Annotated in this window: 21 protein-coding genes; 7 read left to right on the top strand and 14 right to left on the bottom strand. The window is 65.1% G+C overall.

Annotation, left to right across the window (positions count from 1 at the left end; all coding sequences use genetic code 11):
- Position 1: 1 nt before the first annotated feature.
- The gene (gene rplM / locus SPO_RS08580) at positions 2 to 460 is read right to left on the bottom strand and encodes a 50S ribosomal protein L13 (RefSeq protein WP_011047426.1); all 459 of its coding nucleotides are present in this window, start codon (positions 458 to 460) and stop codon (positions 2 to 4) included.
- Positions 461 to 623: 163 nt separating this feature from the next.
- A complete protein-coding gene (locus SPO_RS08575) occupies positions 624 to 2027 on the bottom strand; it encodes a PLP-dependent aminotransferase family protein (protein ID WP_011047425.1) in 1404 nt (467 codons plus the stop codon).
- Between the two features lie 101 nt (positions 2028 to 2128).
- Here SPO_RS08575 and SPO_RS08570 point away from each other — a divergent pair, with 101 nt between their 5' ends.
- A complete protein-coding gene (locus SPO_RS08570; protein WP_011047424.1) occupies positions 2129 to 2356 on the top strand; it encodes a DUF1127 domain-containing protein in 228 nt (75 codons plus the stop codon).
- Between the two features lie 68 nt (positions 2357 to 2424).
- On the opposite strand, the gene SPO_RS08565 is transcribed toward SPO_RS08570, so the two are convergent.
- Complete coding sequence (locus SPO_RS08565) at positions 2425 to 2868, bottom strand: PaaI family thioesterase (RefSeq protein WP_011047423.1); 444 nt, start codon at positions 2866 to 2868, stop codon at positions 2425 to 2427.
- Positions 2869 to 2926: 58 nt separating this feature from the next.
- On the opposite strand from SPO_RS08565, the gene SPO_RS08560 reads away from it, so the two are divergent.
- From SPO_RS08560 to gluQRS, 3 genes are all read left to right on the top strand, one after another.
- Positions 2927 to 3712, top strand: coding sequence for an enoyl-CoA hydratase (locus SPO_RS08560; RefSeq protein ID WP_011047422.1), 786 nt, complete (start codon positions 2927 to 2929; stop codon positions 3710 to 3712).
- 321 nt (positions 3713 to 4033) lie between these two features.
- Entirely contained in the window at positions 4034 to 5383 is a 1350-nt protein-coding gene (gene trmFO, locus SPO_RS08555) for a methylenetetrahydrofolate--tRNA-(uracil(54)-C(5))-methyltransferase (FADH(2)-oxidizing) TrmFO (RefSeq protein ID WP_011047421.1), read from the top strand.
- Positions 5384 to 5411: 28 nt separating this feature from the next.
- Complete coding sequence (gene gluQRS / locus SPO_RS08550; protein ID WP_011047420.1) at positions 5412 to 6251, top strand: tRNA glutamyl-Q(34) synthetase GluQRS; 840 nt, start codon at positions 5412 to 5414, stop codon at positions 6249 to 6251.
- Between the two features lie 3 nt (positions 6252 to 6254).
- Here the strand turns inward: gluQRS and hisI are convergent, their stop codons facing one another.
- Entirely contained in the window at positions 6255 to 6614 is a 360-nt protein-coding gene (gene hisI / locus SPO_RS08545) for a phosphoribosyl-AMP cyclohydrolase (RefSeq protein ID WP_011047419.1), read from the bottom strand.
- A gap of 67 nt (positions 6615 to 6681) precedes the next feature.
- Between hisI and SPO_RS08540 the strand changes: the two genes are divergently transcribed.
- Positions 6682 to 7134, top strand: coding sequence for an iron-sulfur cluster assembly scaffold protein (locus SPO_RS08540; RefSeq protein WP_011047418.1), 453 nt, complete (start codon positions 6682 to 6684; stop codon positions 7132 to 7134).
- A gap of 255 nt (positions 7135 to 7389) precedes the next feature.
- Here the strand turns inward: SPO_RS08540 and SPO_RS23420 are convergent, their stop codons facing one another.
- The 5 genes from SPO_RS23420 to SPO_RS08520 form a co-directional block, all read right to left on the bottom strand.
- Positions 7390 to 7512, bottom strand: coding sequence for a hypothetical protein (locus SPO_RS23420; RefSeq protein ID WP_011047417.1), 123 nt, complete (start codon positions 7510 to 7512; stop codon positions 7390 to 7392).
- A 114-nt stretch (positions 7513 to 7626) separates the two neighbouring features.
- Positions 7627 to 9717: an ATP-dependent DNA helicase RecG gene (gene recG / locus SPO_RS08535; protein WP_011047416.1), complete on the bottom strand. Its 2091-nt coding sequence runs from the start codon at positions 9715 to 9717 to the stop codon at positions 7627 to 7629.
- Positions 9714 to 11933 carry an NAD-dependent DNA ligase LigA gene (gene ligA / locus SPO_RS08530; protein ID WP_011047415.1) on the bottom strand — a complete coding sequence of 740 codons (2220 nt, stop codon included), beginning with the start codon at positions 11931 to 11933 and terminating at the stop codon, positions 9714 to 9716. Before ligA ends, recG begins: the two co-directional genes overlap by 4 nt.
- Before the next feature lie 138 nt (positions 11934 to 12071).
- The gene (gene ctrA, locus SPO_RS08525) at positions 12072 to 12788 is read right to left on the bottom strand and encodes a response regulator transcription factor CtrA (RefSeq protein ID WP_011047414.1); all 717 of its coding nucleotides are present in this window, start codon (positions 12786 to 12788) and stop codon (positions 12072 to 12074) included.
- 98 nt (positions 12789 to 12886) lie between these two features.
- Positions 12887 to 13165, bottom strand: a complete 279-nt coding sequence (locus SPO_RS08520; RefSeq protein WP_044028138.1) for a DUF1153 domain-containing protein — start codon at positions 13163 to 13165, stop codon at positions 12887 to 12889.
- 130 nt (positions 13166 to 13295) lie between these two features.
- Here SPO_RS08520 and mnmA point away from each other — a divergent pair, with 130 nt between their 5' ends.
- Positions 13296 to 14441: a tRNA 2-thiouridine(34) synthase MnmA gene (gene mnmA / locus SPO_RS08515; protein ID WP_044028137.1), complete on the top strand. Its 1146-nt coding sequence runs from the start codon at positions 13296 to 13298 to the stop codon at positions 14439 to 14441.
- Between the two features lie 34 nt (positions 14442 to 14475).
- Positions 14476 to 14943 (top strand): GNAT family N-acetyltransferase, encoded by a 468-nt coding sequence (locus SPO_RS08510; protein WP_051420340.1) that lies wholly within the window; start codon positions 14476 to 14478, stop codon positions 14941 to 14943.
- On the opposite strand, the gene lpxB is transcribed toward SPO_RS08510, so the two are convergent.
- The 5 genes from lpxB to SPO_RS08485 all read right to left on the bottom strand — a co-directional run bounded on the left by lpxB (position 14940) and on the right by SPO_RS08485 (position 18775).
- Complete coding sequence (lpxB, locus tag SPO_RS08505; RefSeq protein WP_044028136.1) at positions 14940 to 16097, bottom strand: lipid-A-disaccharide synthase; 1158 nt, start codon at positions 16095 to 16097, stop codon at positions 14940 to 14942. The two genes, SPO_RS08510 and lpxB, sit on opposite strands and share 4 nt — an antisense overlap.
- Positions 16097 to 16891: an LpxI family protein gene (locus SPO_RS08500; RefSeq protein ID WP_011047409.1), complete on the bottom strand. Its 795-nt coding sequence runs from the start codon at positions 16889 to 16891 to the stop codon at positions 16097 to 16099. The genes lpxB and SPO_RS08500 overlap by 1 nt, the downstream gene beginning before the upstream one ends.
- 1 nt (position 16892) lies before the next feature.
- Positions 16893 to 17678 (bottom strand): acyl-ACP--UDP-N-acetylglucosamine O-acyltransferase, encoded by a 786-nt coding sequence (gene lpxA, locus SPO_RS08495; RefSeq protein ID WP_011047408.1) that lies wholly within the window; start codon positions 17676 to 17678, stop codon positions 16893 to 16895.
- Positions 17675 to 18148 (bottom strand): 3-hydroxyacyl-ACP dehydratase FabZ, encoded by a 474-nt coding sequence (gene fabZ, locus SPO_RS08490; RefSeq protein ID WP_011047407.1) that lies wholly within the window; start codon positions 18146 to 18148, stop codon positions 17675 to 17677. The genes lpxA and fabZ overlap by 4 nt, the downstream gene beginning before the upstream one ends.
- Positions 18149 to 18241: 93 nt before the next feature.
- Positions 18242 to 18775: an OmpH family outer membrane protein gene (locus SPO_RS08485; RefSeq protein ID WP_230981788.1), complete on the bottom strand. Its 534-nt coding sequence runs from the start codon at positions 18773 to 18775 to the stop codon at positions 18242 to 18244.
- Position 18776 lies beyond the last annotated feature (1 nt).

The raw sequence follows: 18776 nt of genomic DNA, 5'->3' as shown, positions 1-18776 counted from the left end.
TTCAGCTCCGGGTGTTTTTCTTGTTCATGGACTTGACGTCCAGAACTTCGGGGGCCTGGGCTTCATGCGGGTGTTCGGTCCCGGCATAGATACGCAGGTTGGTCATCTGCTGACGCGACAGGCGGTTGCCCGGCAGCATGCGCTTGACGGCCTGATAGACCACGCGCTCGGGGTGGGCACCCTCGAGGATCTGCTGCTTGGTGCGCGACTTGATGCCGCCCGGGTGGCCGGTGTGCCAATAGAAGTGCTCTTCGCGCTTCTTGCCGGTGATCTGCACCTTGTCGGCATTGATGACGATGACGTTGTCGCCCATGTCCATATGCGGGGTGAACGAGGCCTTGTGCTTGCCACGCAGGCGCATGGCGACGATCGAGGCGAGGCGGCCCAGAACGACACCCTCAGCGTCGATCAGGATCCACTTCTTGTCGATGTCTGCAGGAGTTGCAGAGAAGGTTTTCATGGCAGGATAGTCCTGTTTGATGTGAAAGACCGGCCTTTGCGACCGGCCCTAATCCGATGGGCGGTTTCTAAGGAGATGTATGGGGCGGGTCAAGCGCATGTTGCGCTATTTAATTTTGCAAAAACAATGACCTGCAAAATAGGTATCATTTTACCCCACAAAATCAGACACTGATCTGCTCGGGCGGGTTGTCCAGAAGCGCGCGCAGCCGCACCATTGCCGTCTCGAACCGCTCCAGCGAGACATGCGCGTTCATCGCGATGCGCACCGCATTGGGCGCGCGCCCGTCGCGCAGGGCAAACTCGTCGGCCGAACGCACCTGCACCCCTGCCCGCTCGGCGGCGCGGGTAAAGGCGGCCGAACGCCAGCCCGAGGGCAGACGCAGCCAGACAAACGGCACCGCCGAATCCCAGACCAGATCGAACCCGCCCAGCGTGTTGACCGTGACGCGTACATATTCGGCCATGCGCCGCTGGACCGCGCGGGCCAGATCGCGGGCGCGTGGATCGCTCAACATCAGTCGGGTCAGCTCCGCCAGCGGCTGGGCCAGGCCGAAATAGCCATATTCGGCCGAGCGGCGCAGCCCCGCGCTCTGCCCTTCGGGGGCGATGGCGAACCCAACCCGCAGCGCCGGGGTCAGCGTCTTGGACACGGACGAGACATGCCAGCCCCGCTCGGGCGCCAAGGCGCGATAGCTGGGCGCCTGTGGCTCGCCCATCCGGTAACAATCGTCCTCGATGATCTGCAGGTCATGCTTGCGAGCGACCTCGACCACCTCCTTGCGGCGCTCCAACGGCGAGCGGCTGCCGGTCGGGTTCTGCACCTCGGGCGAGACGCAGATCGCCTGCGCCGGGCTCTGGCGCGCGGTCAGGTCCAGCGACATCGGGTCGATGCCCCATTTGTCCATCCGCACCCCGATCACATCTGCCCGCATCAGCTCGGCCGCGCGACGGAACCCGGCATAGGACAGATCCTCGACCAGAACCACCGGTTTGGGCCCCTTGAACACGGTCTGAAATACCACGCACAGCCCGCTTTGCCCGCCATGGGTCAGCACGATATCGTCTGCAGTGAGCGGCCCCAGCGACAGGTCGGACATCCAGTCGACCACCGCCTGGCGCACCCCGGCATAGGCGTCGCGGGTGGGATAGTTCAGGAACATCGCCGGATCGCCCTGTGCCACCTTTTGCAGGCATTCCCGGATCAGGGCCACCTGCCCCATATCGGCCAGCCGCGGGCTGAACAGGCTGACATTGTCATCGTCGCGTTCGTCCAGCAGATACAATTGCCGCGACCAGACATCATCCAGAACCGGGCGTTTGGGCGGCGCCACGAATGTGCCGCGCCCCACCTCGGCATTCAGCAGCCCCTCATCGGTGAGGATCGTATAGGCCCGCGCCACCGTCCCGGGGGTAATGCCCAATTTATAGGCAAGTTCCCGCACCGGAGGCAGCTTCACCCCGACCTCCAGCTCCTTGGTATCAATCGCTTTTCTGATGACATCGGCAACCAGCGTGTATTTGGCGCCCTTGGACTGAGGCAAGGAGTCGGGCCAAATTGTACCCATTACAATCTTTCCTTTGATCTTGGGACAATTTCGAATGTATCAAATACGTGTATCAAGTCACCACAACTTGTGTCAATACAATTTTCGAAAGGACCCATGTCATGACCCGCATGATGCATTCGCCCGCTCTGATGCTGCTGAACGCCAGCCCCCGGCTGCCGCTGATCGCTGCTCTTGCCGTGCGTTTCGCGGCGACCGTGACCAAATGGGAACAAAACCGGCGAACCCGGCTTAACCTTGGCAAGCTCGACGATCATCTGCTGCGCGATGTGGGCCTGACCCGACAGGCCGCCCGCGACGAGGCTGCCCGCCGCTTCTGGCAGGGCTGAAACGGAATCCCCAGTCCCTTCATTGGGACCTCTTCACTGGCCGGGGCTTGCCCCGGCCTTTTTTCGTCTCAGCCGAATTGCGCCGCGGCCGAGCCCTGCGGCGGGATCGAATAGGTCATGCTGGCGCGCGCCACCGGTTTGTCGGAGCCTTCGGAGAACATCAGGATATCCCCCACCGCCAGCGAGCGGCCCAGTTTCAGCAGGCGGCACTCTGCCACGATCTGGGCGCCGCCCTCGGGCTTGCGCATGAAATCCATCGAACAATTGGTGGTCACCGCCAGCGCCTGCCGCCCCAGCCGCGCCAGCACCATCGCATAGACACAGACATCGGCCAGCGCGAACATCGACGGCCCGGAAACGGTGCCACCCGGGCGCAAATGCCGCTCGGCGGTCAACAGCCGCATGGTGATCGTGTCCTCGCTCAGCGCGTCTATCGCGAAATCCTCGCGCACCTGCGGGAACACCTCGGCCAGGTATTGCGACAATTCCTCCCGGTTCAGTGCCAACGCCATGCTTTCCCTCCTCGTCTCCTGCGCCTAGAGTTGCCCCGAGTTTGGCAGAGAGGGCAAGATGGCAATTCTGGAACGTCGCGACACGGGGGCCGTGGCCCATCTGACCATGAACGCGCCCGAGCGGCTGAACGCGCTCAGCGACGAGATGCTGGCGGCGCTTCAGGCCGAATTCGACGCGCTGCGCGACGACGCGGGCATCCGCGCGGTGATCCTGTCGGGCGCGGGCAAGGCGTTCTGTGCGGGTCACGACCTGAAACAGATGACCGCCGGGCGTCAGGCCGAGGATGGCGGCAAGGCCTATTTCAAGGATCTGTTCGACCGCTGCGCCCGGATGATGATGACCATTCAGTCGCTGCCCCAGCCGGTGATCGCCCAGGCCCATGGCATCGCCACCGCCGCCGGCTGCCAGCTGGTGGCGACCTGCGACATGGCGGTCGCTGCCGAGGGCACCCGGTTCGGCGTCAACGGCGTCAATATCGGTCTGTTCTGCTCGACCCCGATGGTCGCGCTCAGCCGCAATATCCCGCGCAAGCAGGCCTTTGAAATGCTGACCACCGGCCAGTTCATCGAGGCCAGCCGCGCCGCCGAGCTGGGGCTGGTCAACCGGGTGGTGCCCGCCGCCGATCTCGAGTCCGAAACCCGCGCTCTGGCCGAAACCGTGGCCGGCAAGCTGGGCGCGGCGGTGCGGATCGGCAAGGAGGCGTTTTATCGCCAGCAGCTGCTGCCGCTGGATCAGGCCTATGCCTATACCGGCGACGTGATGGTGGAAAACATGCTCTATCGGGACACCGCCGAGGGAATCGCCGCCTTTATCGAGAAGCGCGACCCCGATTGGCGCCAATAGACGGATCATCGCACCAATCCCTTAGAATTGTTTCCAAATTTGAGCTTTCAATCGGGGCAACACTGTGGCAAAGCTGGGGCAAGGTAAATGCCTTGACGACTTTTGGGTCGCCGTGGGCGGAAGGTCCCTCCTAGCCGGCTCTCTCTCCGGCGTTGACATTCCCGCAGCGGCGACCCCAAAAATCCCCCCTCGCTGATCCGCCACAATTGCTGCCTTGCACCGGTCTGCACCGTCATAGTCGTTGACAAAGCTCCGCAGCGGTGCCGCGCGGGCCACACTCGATCATTGCGCAGTGCCGCGCCCTGCCCTATGTGGCAGATCATGACAGACAGATTGCATATCGTGGGCGGCGGCATGGCCGGGTCCGAAGCCGCCTGGCAGGCGGCACAGCAGGGTATCGACGTGGTGATCCACGAGATGCGCCCCACCGTCGGCACCTTCGCGCATCAGACCGGCAACCTGGCCGAAATGGTCTGTTCGAACTCGTTCCGCTCGGATGATGACGAACAGAATGCCGTGGGGCTGCTGCACTGGGAGATGCGCGCGGCAGGCGGGCTGATCATGTCCGCCGCCGATGCCCATCGCCTGCCTGCCGGGGGCGCGCTGGCGGTGGATCGCGACCCGTTTGCCGAGACCGTGACCGCCCGGCTGCACGCCCATCCCCGCGTCTCGGTCACCGCCGAGGAAGTGACCGAACTGCCCCGTGACGGGCACTGGATCTTTGCCACCGGCCCGCTGACCTCGCCCGCGCTTGGCGCCGCCATCCAGGCAGAGACCGGGGCGGAGGCGCTGGCCTTTTTTGACGCCATCGCCCCCATCGTCTATGCCGACACGATCGACATGTCGCGCGCCTGGATGCAGTCGCGCTATGACAAGGGCGAGACCGAGGAAGAGCGTACCGCCTATCTGAACTGCCCGATGGACCGCGACCAGTACGAGGCCTTCATCGACGCGCTGCTGGCCGCCGACAAGACCGAGTTTCACGAGGGCGAGACCGCGACCTATTTCGACGGCTGCCTGCCGATCGAGGTGATGGCCGAACGCGGTCGCGAAACCCTGCGCCACGGCCCGATGAAACCGGTGGGCCTGACCAATCCACACCAGCCCGACGTCAAAGCCTATGCGGTGGTACAGCTGCGCCGCGACAATGCGCTGGGCACGCTCTACAATATCGTGGGCTTTCAGACCAAGATGAAATACGGCGCGCAAACCGCTGTTTTCAAAACCATTCCCGGCCTGGAAAACGCGAGCTTTGCGCGCCTGGGCGGCATTCATCGCAATACCTTTCTGAATTCTCCGACCCTGCTCGATGCGCAGATGAGGATGAAATCGCGGCCCAATATCCGCTTTGCCGGGCAGATCACCGGGGTCGAAGGCTATGTGGAAAGCGCAGCCATGGGTCTTTTGGCCGGGCGTCTGGCCGCGGCCGAGATACAGGGCCGCGCCCTGCCCGAGGTGCCGCAGGACAGCGCCATGGGCGCGCTGATCCACCACATCACCGGCGGCGCCGAGGCCAAGACCTTTCAGCCGATGAACGTCAACTTCGGCCTGTTCCGTCCGGTCGACGGGCTGAAGGGTGGTCGTCGGGGCCGCAAGGACCGTTACAAGGCTTATACCGACCGCGCCAAGGAGGCCTGGACCAGCTGGCTGGCCGAGGCCGAAAACGGGTGAACATCATGCGCTTTCCATCTGAAACGACATGACTTTCACCACCCGATTTGCGCCTTCTCCCACCGGCCCGCTGCATCTGGGCCACGCCTATTCGGCGATCCTGGCCCATGACATGGCCCGCGCCGCCGAGGGCAGGTTCCTGTTGCGGATGGAAGATACCGACCTGCAACGTAGCAAACCGGAATGGGATGCGCAGATCATTGACGACCTGACCTGGCTTGGCCTCTCCTGGGACGCTCCCGTGCTGCGCCAGTCGGAGAAGCTGGACGACTACGCTTTTGCCCTGCGCCACTTCGCCGAACTGGACCTGCTCTATCCCTGCTCCTGCAGCCGCAGCCAGATCCAGGCCGCACTGGCCGCCCCGCAGGAGGGTGTCACACATGAGGTCTATCCCGGCCTATGCAAACACCGCCCGATGACGAGCCGACAGGATGGCGACGCGCTGCGCCTGCATCTGGACCGGGCGCTGGCACTGTTTGACGGCACCTATCCGCAATTCACCGAAAGCGGCCCCTGCCATGCAGGAACCCACCGGATCGACCCGGAACAGGCCATGGCCCAGATCGGCGATGTGGTCCTGTCCCGCAAGGGCGAGGATATCGTTGCCTATTTCCTGGCCTCGGCGCTGGATGACGTGGCGCAGGGGATCACCCATGTGATCCGGGGCGAGGATCTGTTCGACTTCACCGCGATTCAGGTCATTCTGCTGGCGCTTCTCGACCTGCCGATCCCGATCTACCACCACCACCCCCTGATCCGGGATGAGACCGGCAAGCGGCTGGCCAAGCGCGACGATGCCCGCGCCATCGCGAAATACCGGGCCGAAGGCGCCAGCCCCGCCGATATCCGCGCCATGGTTGGGCTCTGAACCTCAGAGCAACGGCGCCATCAGCTCCACCTCTTCGCCCTCGCGAACAGCGGTATAGAAACAGCTGCGCCGGTTGGTGTGACAGGCCGGGCCGGTCTGGCGCACCGTGACCAGCAGGCAATCGCGGTCGCAATCGACGCGGAAATCCACCAGTTCCTGCACATGGCCCGAGCTTTCGCCCTTGACCCAGAAGCTTTGCCGCGACCGCGACCAATAGGTCACCCGCCCGCTTTCCAGCGTGCGCGCCACCGCCTGTGCATTCATCCAGGCCATCATCAGAACCTCACCCGTGGCGGCATCCTGAGCGATCGCCGGGATAAGCCCCGCGGCATCATACTTTAGTGTCGAAGGGTCGAAGGGCATGGGCAAAAACCTTTTGCATCCGGATTTCCGCCCACTATGTATGGGGAACAGCGAACGAGGGAAAGCCATGTCCGGCGAAACCGATCTGATCAAGCTCTACTCCGGCCGCATCCTGGCACTGGCGGCGGACATCCCGCATCTTGGGCGTCTGGACAGCCCCGACGCCACCGTCAAGAAACGCTCGCCCCTCTGCGGTTCGACCGTGACGGTGGACGTGACGCTGCGCGACGGGCGTATCGACCAGTTCGGCCAGGACGTGAAGGCCTGCGCGCTGGGTCAGGCCGCCGCCGCCGTGGTCGGCGCCGCGGTGATCGGCACCACCCGCGCCCAGATCGAGGCCGCGCGCGACCAGCTCAAGGCGATGCTGAAACAGGACGGGCCGGTGCCCGACGCCCCCTTTGACGGGCTCGAGGTGCTGATCCCCGCGCGCGATTACAAGAACCGCCACGCCTCGATCCTGCTGACGCTCGAGGCGACGGCCGAGGCGCTGGAACAGGCCGAACGCGCCAACTGCGCCTGATCGGATCAGCGGGCTCTGCTGCTTCTTTCTGGTTGAAAATACTCCGGAGCGCGAGGCGGAGCCTCGCAAAAAAACCGCCGCTCCTCCCGGGCAGGAGGGCGGCGGCAGGTTGTGCGGGTCTCGTATGGGGTCCGGTCCGCGACGCCATGGGCCGAGGCGGGGCCCAGGAAGGGTCTTGGGATAGGCAGGTCACCCTTGCATCGAATGGGACAGGATGCGCGCGGAAACCGGGTACGAGATCGCAGGCAGAAACGGTCAGAACGTGCCGGGCAGCAGCAGAGCCGCAACCAGCATCACCACCAACGAGGCGGCCCCGGCGGCATCCTGCAACAGGGTATGCTGCGAGCGGCTCAGGACGGTCTTGATCTGGGTCAGCATCGGCTCTCTCCTCCGGGCGTCAGTTAATCCTTTGTTGACCTTTTGTTCTCATATCTCGCCGAGTCGGTAAAGAACTTTTTGAGAACATTTGTGAACTTTTAGGGGGAAGCGCGCTCAACCCACTGAAATCAAACGGATCGCCTGATCCTGTTTCATCAGCCACAGCAGGATGCGGGCCGCACGGCCACGCTCGCTGCTTAGTTCCGGGTCCTGGGCCAAAAGTGCGCGGGCATCCGTCTGCGCCGTGGCCATCAGCGCGGTGTGCCGTTCCAGATCGGCGATACGAAATTTTGGCAGGCCCGATTGTGCGGTGCCGATCAGGTCGCCGGCGCCGCGCATGTCCAGATCGGTCTCGGCGATGCGGAACCCGTCCTCGGTCTCGCGCAGCACTTCAAGGCGGCGACGGCCGCCCTCGGTCAGGGGCGGCTGATACATCAGCAAACAGGTCGAAGCCGCCTCGCCGCGCCCTACCCGGCCACGCAGCTGATGCAGCTGGGCAAGGCCGAATATCTCGGCCCGTTCGATCACCATGATGGTGGCATTGGGCACGTTCACCCCCACCTCGATCACGGTGGTGGCGACCAGAACCTGGGTCTCGCCCGTCTGGAACGCGGCCATGGCGGCGTCTTTCTCGGCGGGCGGCATCTGGCCATGCACCAGCCCGACAACGCCCTCGCCCAGCACCGCGCGCAGGCGCTTGAACCGGTCCTCGGCGGCGGTCAGGTCACTGACCTCGGATTCGTCCACCAGCGGGCAGACCCAGTAACACTGTCGCCCCTCTGCGATGGCGCGGCGAAGGTGGTCGATCACCTCGTCCATCCGCTCGGTGCTGATCACGGCGGTACGGATCGGTTTGCGCCCGGGCGGTTTCTCGTCCAGCACCGAAACATCCATATCGCCATATTGCGCCAGCGCCAGGCTGCGCGGGATCGGCGTGGCGGTCATCACCAGCACATCGGCGTTCATGCCCTTTTCCGCCAGTTCCATCCGCTGGCGCACCCCGAACCGGTGCTGTTCATCGACGATGGCCAGCCGCAGATCGGCAAATTCCACATCCGCCTGGAACACCGCATGGGTGCCGACCAGGATCGAGATATCGCCCTTTTTCAGCGCCGCCAGCTTGGCGCGCCGCTCGGCCCCCTTGTCGCGCCCCGTCAGCAGTTCAAGCACCACGCCGGCCTCTTCGGCCAGCGGGCGCAGCCCTTCGAGATGCTGGCGGGCGAGGATCTCGGTGGGGGCCATCATCACCCCCTGCCCGCCCGCCTCGACCGCAACCAGCAGCGCCATGAAGGCCACCAGCGTCTTGCCCGCGCCCACATCGCCCTGCAACAGCCGGTTCATCCGCGCGGGCGCCGCCATGTCGGCGGCGATCTCTTCGATCGCGCGGGCCTGGGCGTTGGTGGGGCGATACGGCAGGCTGGCCAGCACCCGCGATTGCAGCGCGCCGGTCGCCACGCTGGAGATGCCGCGCGCCTTGCGCTCGCGCCGCCGCGCCAGTGCCAGGGTCAGCTGATGGGCAAAGAGTTCATCGTAAGCCAGCCGCATCCGCGCCGGGGCGGTGGCGGCCACATCGTCCAGCCCCTGCGGCGCATGGGCCGCGCGCATCGCATCGGCCCAGTCCGGCCAGCCTTCGCGCGCGCGCAGGGCCGGGTCGATCCAGTCGGCCAGATCGGGCAGCCGTGCCAGCGCCGATCGCGCCGCCTTGAAGGCAGTGCGCTGGCTCACCCCTTGGGTCAGCGGGTAGACTGGTTCGAATTCGGGGATCTCGCCCGCTTCGGCCACCGGCAGGATGTGGTCGGGATGGACCATGTTGGCCATACCATCGAACAGCTCGACCTTGCCCGACACGACGCGGCGCGACCCTTCGGGCAGCACCTTTTTCAGATAGTCGCCGCGCGCGTGAAAGAAGACCAGCTGGAAATCGGCCTGCGCATCCTCGACAAAGATACGATAGGCGCCGCCACGCCCGCGGGCCGGGCGATGGGCGCCCACCGTCACCTCGACCGTCAGCGTCGCGGGCAGATCGGCGCCCCGGATCGTGTCGCGGCGGCGTCGGTCGACAACGGAATAAGGCAGCGAAAACAACAGGTCGCGCGGGGTTTCCACATCCAGATGCGCAAACAGCTGCGCGGTCTTGGGCCCCACCCCTTCGAGCGTCTCCAGACCCGCGAACAGCGGGAAGAGCTGTTCCGGCCGCCCGCTCATAGCCCCTCGATCAGTTTCAGCCAGCCGTCTTCGTCCAGGGTTTCGATCCCCAGGCTCTCGGCGGTCTTGAGCTTGGAGCCCGCGCCCGGCCCGGCCACCAGCAGATCGGTCTTCTTGCTGACCGAGCCTGCAACCTTGGCCCCCAGCGCCTCGGCCCGGGCCTTGGCCTCGGCCCGGGTCATCTTTTCCAGCGAGCCGGTAAAGACCACGGTCTTGCCCGCAACCGGGCTGTCGCGTGCCGGGGCATCGGGGGGGATCACCGTCAGATGCGCGCTCAGCCGATCAAAGGCGGCACGTTCGTCACCATTGGCAAAGGCATCGGACAAGGACAGGCCCAGCGTAGCGCCGATCCCGTCGACGCCGATCAGGTCGGCCCAGGCGGCGGCGGCCTCGGGCGGCACCTCTTGCGCGGCGATCACAGCGGCGCGGGTATCGCTGATGCGGGCCCGGCGGCCCTCGGCCTGGGCCTGCTGGCGCTCCTGCTCTTCGGCGGTATCGGCGGCACGATGGGCGAGTGCGGCGAGGCGCGCTGTGTCCAGTGCCGCTGCCATCGCGTCCCAGTCTCGATAATGCAGCGACAGATCCTTGGCGCCCACCTCGCCCACGTGGCGGATGCCCAGGGCAAAGATCAGACGGGCCAGCGGAATGCGGCGCTTGTCGTCGATGGCCTGAAACAGGTTGGTTGCCGATTTCTCACCCCAGCCCTCGCGGTTCTTCAGCTGTTGCAGCCCCTCGCCATAGCGGCTGCGCAGCTCGAAAATATCGGCGGGCTCACGGATCCAGCCATCGGCGTGAAACTGTTCCACCTGCTTGGCGCCCAGCCCTTCGATGTCAAAGGCGGCGCGGCTGACAAAATGCTTGAGCTTTTCCACCGCCTGCGCCGGGCAGATCACACCGCCGGTGCAACGGCGCACGGCGTCGCCTTCCTCGCGAATGGCGGGGCTGCCGCACTCGGGACATTGCTCTGGAAACTCAAAGGGGTTCGCGCCCTCTGGCCGCTTGTTCAGATCGACATCGGCGATCTTGGGGATCACGTCACCGGCGCGATAGACCTGCACCCAGTCGCCGACGCGAATATCCTTTCCGTCGCGAATCTCCTGTCCCCGGCTGTCGCGCCCGGCGATGTAATCCTCGTTATGCAGTGTGGCGTTCGACACCACTACACCGCCCACGGTGACCGGGGTCAGCCGTGCCACCGGGCTGAGCGCGCCGGTGCGGCCCACCTGAATGTCGATCGCCTCAAGCCGGGTCCAGGCCAGTTCGGCGGGGAATTTATGCGCAATCGCCCAACGCGGCGTGGTCGACCGAAAGCCGAGCCGCGCCTGCAGCCCCAGATCGTCCAGCTTGTAGACCACACCGTCGATGTCATAACCCAGCGTTGCGCGCTGCGCCTCGATATCGCGATAATGCGCGATCATCGCGTCCAGATCAGCGCAGCGGCGGGTCAGCGGGTTGGTCTGAAAGCCAAGGCCGGCCAGCCGTTCGATGGCCTGCATTTGCGTTTCTGCCAGCGGTTCCGAGAGCTCACCCCAGGAATAGGCGAAGAATCGCAAAGGCCGCGCCCGGGTGATCGCAGCGTCGAGTTGGCGCAGCGAGCCGGCGGCGGCATTGCGGGGATTGGCAAACAGCTTGCCGCCCTCGGCCTCTTGCCGGGTATTGAGAGCGGCGAAATCCGCGTGGCTCATATAGACCTCGCCGCGCACCTCCAGCACCTCGGGCGCGCCCTCGATCCGGGCGGGGATATCAGCGATGGTGCGGGCATTGGCGGTGACATTCTCGCCCACCTCGCCATCGCCCCGGGTCGCTGCCTGCACCAGCACGCCCTGTTCATAGCGCAGCGACAGGGACAGCCCGTCGATCTTGGGCTCGGCCGTATAGGCCAGCGCTGTTTCGACATCCAACCCCAGGTACTTGCGGATCGAGCGGTCGAAATCCGCCACATCCGCATCGTCAAAGGCATTGCCCAGCGACATCATCCGCACCGCATGGGAGACCTTGGAGAATCCCTCGCCCGGGCGGGCGCCCACCTGCTCGCTGGGGCTGTCGGGACGTTTGAGGTGGGGGAATCGCGCCTCGATCTCGGCATTGCGCTGTTTCAGCGCGTCATAATCCGCATCCGAAATCTCGGGCGCATCCAGCGTGTGATAGGCGAGATTGGCCTGTGCCAACAGCCCCGCCAGCCGCGCCAGCTCCTGCGCGGCCTCTGCCTCGGTCATTGTCTCGATGGGTTCTGAAACTGTCATGGCCCCGCCCGGTCTGTCTGGTCTTTGCGACCAGTGATAGGGCGAGGCCATGGTCAGGTCCAGATCAGTCTGCGTGAGTGGTGGTGCCGCGCTGGACTCGCGACTGGCTGTTCAGGCGTTGACCGCGATCCGTGGATCGGGCAACCCGTCGGCCTGCGGATCGCGCAGCACATAGCCCCGCCCCCAGACCGTTTCGATGTAATTCTCTCCTCCGGTTGCATTGCTCAGCTTCTTGCGAAGCTTGCAGATGAACACGTCGATGATCTTCAGCTCGGGCTCGTCCATGCCACCATAGAGATGGTTCAGGAACATCTCCTTGGTCAGGGTGGTGCCCTTGCGCAGCGACAGCAGTTCGAGCATCTGGTATTCCTTGCCGGTCAGATGCACCGGCTGGCCCTCGACCTCGACCGTCTTGGCATCCAGATTGACCGAGATCTTGCCGGTGCGGATCACCGATTGCGAATGCCCCTTCGAGCGGCGGATGATGGCATGAATGCGCGCCACCAGTTCCTCGCGATGGAAGGGTTTGGTCAGATAATCGTCGGCGCCAAAGCCGAAGCCCTTGATCTTGCTCTCGGTATCGTCGACGCCCGACAGGATCAGGATGGGGGTTTCGATCCGCGACATGCGCAGCTGGCGCAGCACCTCATGCCCGTTCATGTCGGGCAGATTGATGTCGAGCAGGATCAGATCGTAGTCGTAAAGTTTCGCCAGGTCGATGCCTTCTTCGCCGAGATCGGTCGCATAGACGTTCAGATTGGCATGGGTCAGCATCAGTTCGATGCTCTTGGACGTCGTCGGATCATCCTCGACTAAAAGTATGCGCATCTCAGTTCTCCGCCTTAAACGCTATTCCGTACTGGAATTAACCGTGACGAATAAAGGTTAATCTGCCGTTACCGATATTCACATTATGGAAGATCAACCTAAAGTTGTCGATACTTTTTTAGCGCGGTCACCTTCAATGCATCTTTTCCGTGTTCGGCCAGGGCGGAAACCCAGCTGTTGAACTCCTCATCGCTCAGACCATAGATCTGCTTGGCCTCTGCCAGCGTGATCAGCCCATAGATCACGCCTCGCACCACCGCGATCTTGCGCGATGCGACCCAGCGGCGTGTGTTGGCCGGGGGCAAATCCGCCCGCGTCATGATGGAGCCATCCGGCAGCGTGACGGATCGGGGGCCTTCAACCTTTCGCAAGAACATCACCTATCCCTTCTTGTGTCAGGGTAACCTTGGCGACAGCCTACTTAATGCCGGGTGAAACCGCCCCTTGAGAGTAGTTCGTATTTTCCTATATTCTGCCGGTCTTCCTTAATCGTCAGGAGCTGCCCGGATGGCGCTGGACACCGAAATGCCGCTGAACTCGCTTGGCTTTGCCAAACCACCCTCGGAAACGCGGGTGGTCGTTGCCATGTCGGGCGGAGTCGACAGCTCGGTCGTGGCCGCCTATCTGGCCGATCAGGGCTATGACGTGGTGGGGGTCACCCTGCAGCTTTACGATCACGGCGCCGCGCTTGCCAAGAAGGGCGCTTGTTGCGCGGGCATCGACATCCACGATGCCCGCCGCGTCGCCGAGGAACGCGGCTTTCCCCATTACGTTCTGGATTACGAGAACATCTTCAAGGACGCGGTGATCGACGAGTTTGCCGACAGCTATCTGGCCGGCGCCACGCCGGTCCCCTGCATCCGCTGCAACGAGCGGGTGAAGTTCAAGGACCTGCTGGAGACCGCCCGCGATCTCGAGGCCGACTGCATGGCCACCGGCCATTACATCCAGCGCAAGATGGGTCCGAACGGGCCCGAGCTGCATTGCGCCGAGGATGCCAACCGCGACCAATCCTATTTCCTGTTCTCGACCACGCCGGAACAGCTCGACTATCTGCGCTTCCCGCTGGGCCACCTACCCTCGAAGGACGCGACCCGCGAAATGGCGGCGCAATACGGTCTGGCCGTGGCCGACAAGCCCGACAGTCAGGACATCTGTTTCGTGCCCAACGGCAACTATGCCAGCGTGATCGAGAAACTGCGCCCGGGTGCCGCCGAACCGGGCGAGATCGTGCATGCCGACGGGCGCGTGCTGGGCAGCCACGAGGGCGTCATCCACTACACCATCGGCCAGCGCCGCGGCCTGGGCATCGGCGGCCTCAGCGAGCCGCTTTATGTGGTGCGCCTGGACGTGGACAGGAAACAGGTGGTGGTCGGCCCCAAGGAGCTGCTGGCCACCCGCACCATCCCGGTGCGCGAGATCAACTGGCTGGGCGACGCGCCCTTTACCTCGCGCCCCGAATGGCATCTGTCGGTCAAGGTCCGCTCGACCCGCCCCCCGCGCGAGGCGATCGTGCGCCCGATCAGCGAGACCGAGGCCGAGGTGGAACTGTTGACGCCCGAGGAGGGCGTGTCGCCCGGACAGGCCTGCGTTTTCTATGAAAGCGACGGTAGCCGCATCTTTGGCGGCGGCTGGATCTGGCGTGGATATTGAGTCCCTTCAAACCGCGCGCCTGACGCTCTGCCCAATGCGGGCAGAGCATGCCCCTGCCCTGCATGCCGTCTTTGGCGATCCAGAGGCGATGCGCTTCTTTGGCGAGACCCATACCGATCTGGCACAGACCGAACGCTGGGTTGCCGGAACGCTGGCCGCACCGCCGGAAAGGTGCCGCGAATATGTGCTGCTTGAGGACGGCGAGGCCATCGGCAAGGCGGGGCTGTGGGACGTGCCCGAGCTTGGCTTCTTTCTGCGCCGCGACCGCTGGGGCCAGGGGCTGATGCGCGAAGCCCTGAGAGCGCTGATACCACATCTGTTCGCGACCCTGCCGCTTGATCATATCCGGGCCGACGTCGACCCGCGCAACGCCGCCTCGCTGGCGCTGTTGCACCAGCTTGGCTTTGTCGAGACCCATCGGGCCAGCCGAACGATCCAGATCGCCGGGGAATGGGCGGACAGCGTTTATCTGGAACTTGAACGGAGCAATGTCGGCGGCTAGCCCGGCAACCGGTCCAGCACCGCCTGCGCCGCGCGCAGACCCGGCGGGGTGCCGCCCCGGCCCAGTCGCTCCATCGTCAGGCGCATCGCCGCGTCCTGCGCGGCAGGGTCGGCATGCACCGCCGCCAGTCGCGCCGCGATGTTTTCGGGCGTGCACGCAGGGCCCAGGCATTCCGGCACCACCCGCGTCTCGCTGACCAGATTGACCAGCGTCACCGTGTCGATGGTGACCATCCGCTCGGCGATCTTCTGGGTCAGCCAGTTCACCTTGTAGGCGATCACCATCGGCGTGCCCGCCGCCGCCAGTTCCAGCGACACGGTGCCCGAGGCCGCCAGTGCCAGATCAGCAGCAGCAAAAGCCGCGCGCTTGCGCATGGCGGCCTGTGCAGGCGCCAGCCCGCGCGGATCGACCAGCACCGGCGCACCGGGCCACTCGGCCACCTGCTGCGCCACCTGATCGGCCACATGCGGCACCACCGGCACCACCACCCGCATATCGGGATGCTCCGGCAGGAACCGCCTGAGTGCCGCGCCAAAGACGGGCGCCAGACGCTCGACCTCGCCCCGCCGCGAGCCGGGCAGTGCCAGCAGCACCGGCGCCGCGCCCAGCCCCAGTTCGGTTCGAAGCGCGGCGATATCCGCTCCGGTCGCCTCGGGTTCGGTCACCACCGGGTGGCCGACAAAGTCGCACTCCATCCCGGCCCGCTCCATATAGGGCGGCTCAAAGGGCAGCAGCGCCAGCACATGGTCGATGACCTTGGCCATCTTGTCGGCCCGCCCGGGCCGCCAGGCCCAGACGCTGGGCGCCACGTAATGCACGGTGCGGATATCGCTCGCGTCTTTGACCAGCCGCGCCACCCGCAGGCTGAAATCGGGGCTGTCGATGGTGATCATCACATCGGGACGCATCGCCAGCACCGCCTGCGCGGTCTCGGCGATGCGGCGCTTGAGGTGGAAATACTTCGGCAGCACCTCGACCAGACCCATGATCGAAAGCTCTGCCATAGGAAAGCGGCTGCTCAGCCCCTCGCTCTCCATCGCCGGGCCGCCGACCCCGTCAAACTGCACATCGGGACAGAGCTGGCGCAGCCCGGCCATCAGCGCCCCGCCCAGACGATCGCCCGAGGGTTCGCCGGCAAGGATGAAGACGCGCATCAGGCGTCCGGCCCGGCAACAAACAGGAACAGGCCCAGCCGGTCGCATTCCGCGATCACCCGGTCGCGCTCCAGCACGATGACGCCCCCCGCCGCGATCACCAGACCCGAGAGCCCCGCCACCACGGCGGCAGTGACGGTATCGGGGCCAATGGTGGGCAGATCGGCACGCCGGTCCTGATCGGGCTTGGGGGCCTTGAACAGCACGCCGCCCCCCGCATCGGGGCGCTGGCCCAGGCTGCCCAGCATCCAGTTGGTGCCAAACACGCTTTCGACCGCCAGCGCCTGTCCGCGATGGACCACACAGGCCTGACCGATATCGGCCGCCGACATGGCGGCCACGATCTCGGCGCCGCGCCGGGCATCGGCCAGCTCCGCAGGCTCTGGCTGGGCCTTGGTCGGGCATCCGGCGGGCATCAGCAGATCGGGGGCAATCTCATGCGCGGCGCGCACCGTCAGCCCGGCGTTCTCGAAGATGCCCATCACCGCCCTCAGCGCGCCATCGTCGCCCGAGGTCAGCGCCTGCTGGATCACCGGCACCAGCGGCAGCGTCGCGGCGTCGATCCGGGCCGGGTCCACCGCCGGGCGCCCCACCGCGCCCGCAAGGCAGATCTCACTTACCCCGCGCGCCTTGAGGTCCGCCACCAGCGAGCCCAGATGCTCGATCGGGAACGGGATATCCACCGCCAACCGCTCGGGCGCAAAGCCCTCCATCGCGCAGACCAGCGGCGGTTCGGACAGGCGGGCGACCAGTTCCTCGGGCAGCGCCCCGGTCCCTGCGATCAGCGCCAGCATGTCACTTGCCCGGGGTCAGGAAAGAGCGGTCGGTGTCACCCAGAATGAATTCGGCAATCTCGCGCACATAGTCGCTGTCGAACTCCTCGCCCATGCGGCGGGCGCGATCCTGAAAGGTCCCCTCGCCCTGGGCCAGCATCTGAAAGGCGGCACGCAGCTGGGTGATGTCGGACCGTGCCACGCCACGCCGTTTCAACCCGATCAGGTTCAGCCCGTCCAATTCGCCGCGCGGCGCCTGCACCAGGCCATAGGGAATGACATCGTTGGGCACCATGGTCAGCGCGCCGATGATGGCCCCGCGCCCGACCCGGACCCATTGATGAAGGCCCGAGATGCCGCCGATGATCACGTCATCCTCGACGACGCAATGGCCCGCCGCGCCGGCATGGTTCACCATGATCACCCGGTCGCCCAGCTGGCAGTCATGCGCCACATGACAGCCCGCCATCAGCAGGCAGTCATTGCCGATCCGGGTGGTACCGCCGCCCCCGGCGGTGCCTGCGTTCACGGTCACATGTTCGCGAATACGGTTGCGGGCGCCGATCACGACGCGGGTCTCCTCGCCGCCGAATTTCTTGTCCTGCGGGATCTCGCCGATCACCGCAAAGCTGAAGATCACCGTATCCTCGCCCACGGTGGTGTCGCCGGTGACGACCACATGGCTTTTCAGCTCGACCCGGTCGCCCAGAACCACCTTTGGCCCCACAATGCAGAACGGCCCGATCACGCAATCCGCGCCGATCTGCGCGCCCTCTTCGATGATGGCGCTAGGATGAATTTGGCTCATGTGCTTTTCTCTCCGGTCAGGTCCACATAGGCCGAGAATTCGGCCTGGGCGGCGACCTCGCCCTCGACGGTGGCGGTGCCACGGAACTTGAAGATCTTGCCGCCCATCTTGCCGCGCAGGGTTTCCACATGCATCTTCATGACATCGCCCGGCACCACCTTGCGGCGGAACTTGCAGTTGTCGATGTTCATGAAATAGATCAGCAGCTCGCTGTCGATGATATCCATGCCCACACCCAGCATCACACCGGCGGTCTGCGCCATCGCCTCGACGATGGTGACCCCGGGCATGATCGGGGTGCCGGGGAAATGGCCCTGGAAATGCGGCTCGTTCATGGTCACGTTCTTGATCCCAACGGCCGAGCTGTAGCCGTCGATCTCGACGACCTTGTCCACCAGCAGAAACGGATAGCGGTGCGGCAGGATCCGCTGGATCAGCTGGATATCGGCACTCTTGGTCTCGGTGGTCATGCTGCACTGTTCCTGTTCTTGTCGGTCTTGATCCGGGATTAGCAAGACTGGCCGCAATCGGCAAGCGACGCCGATCGGACGCCGGGGCCAGCCCTAATCGCGGCGCAGGGCGCTGCCATCGCCGATGGCCGCGTCGATGCGGCTGATCGCGATCGCGGTGATGTCGGTGGTGTCGAGGCTGAGAAACACGGTCGAGCGCTCCAGGATCACGCTGGCACCGGTATCGCGCATCAACGCCGCCAGGATGGGGCGGGCCAGGTCGACAAAGGTGGCGCGCGCCTCTTCGCCGCGCGCTTCCAATGTCTGACGCTTGGCGGCCTGGTTCTCGCGATGGGCCTGCACCTTGCGGTCAAAAGCCTCGGCCAGCACCCGGAACGCCTGCGGCTCCAGCTCGGTCCGGCGTTGGGTCAGTTCCTGCTCCTCGCGGCTCAGCTCGGCCACGATCCGCTCGTTCTCTGCGGCCAGCAGCGCGCCCTCGGCCTCGATCTCGTCGATGATGCGGCGGCCATAGGCGGATTTCACGAACAGGATTTCGCCTGAGATCGTCAGCACTTCGTGACGTGGCAGGCCCAGCTGTTGCGCGGCGGCGAGCGATGGCAGGGCCAGAAACAGCAGCAGGGCCCCCATG

The sequence above is a fragment of the Ruegeria pomeroyi DSS-3 genome (genome assembly GCF_000011965.2).
GTDB lineage: Bacteria > Pseudomonadota > Alphaproteobacteria > Rhodobacterales > Rhodobacteraceae > Ruegeria_B > Ruegeria_B pomeroyi.
Note: the sequence above shows the minus strand (reverse complement) of the source record. Positions and strands in the feature narration are given on the sequence as shown.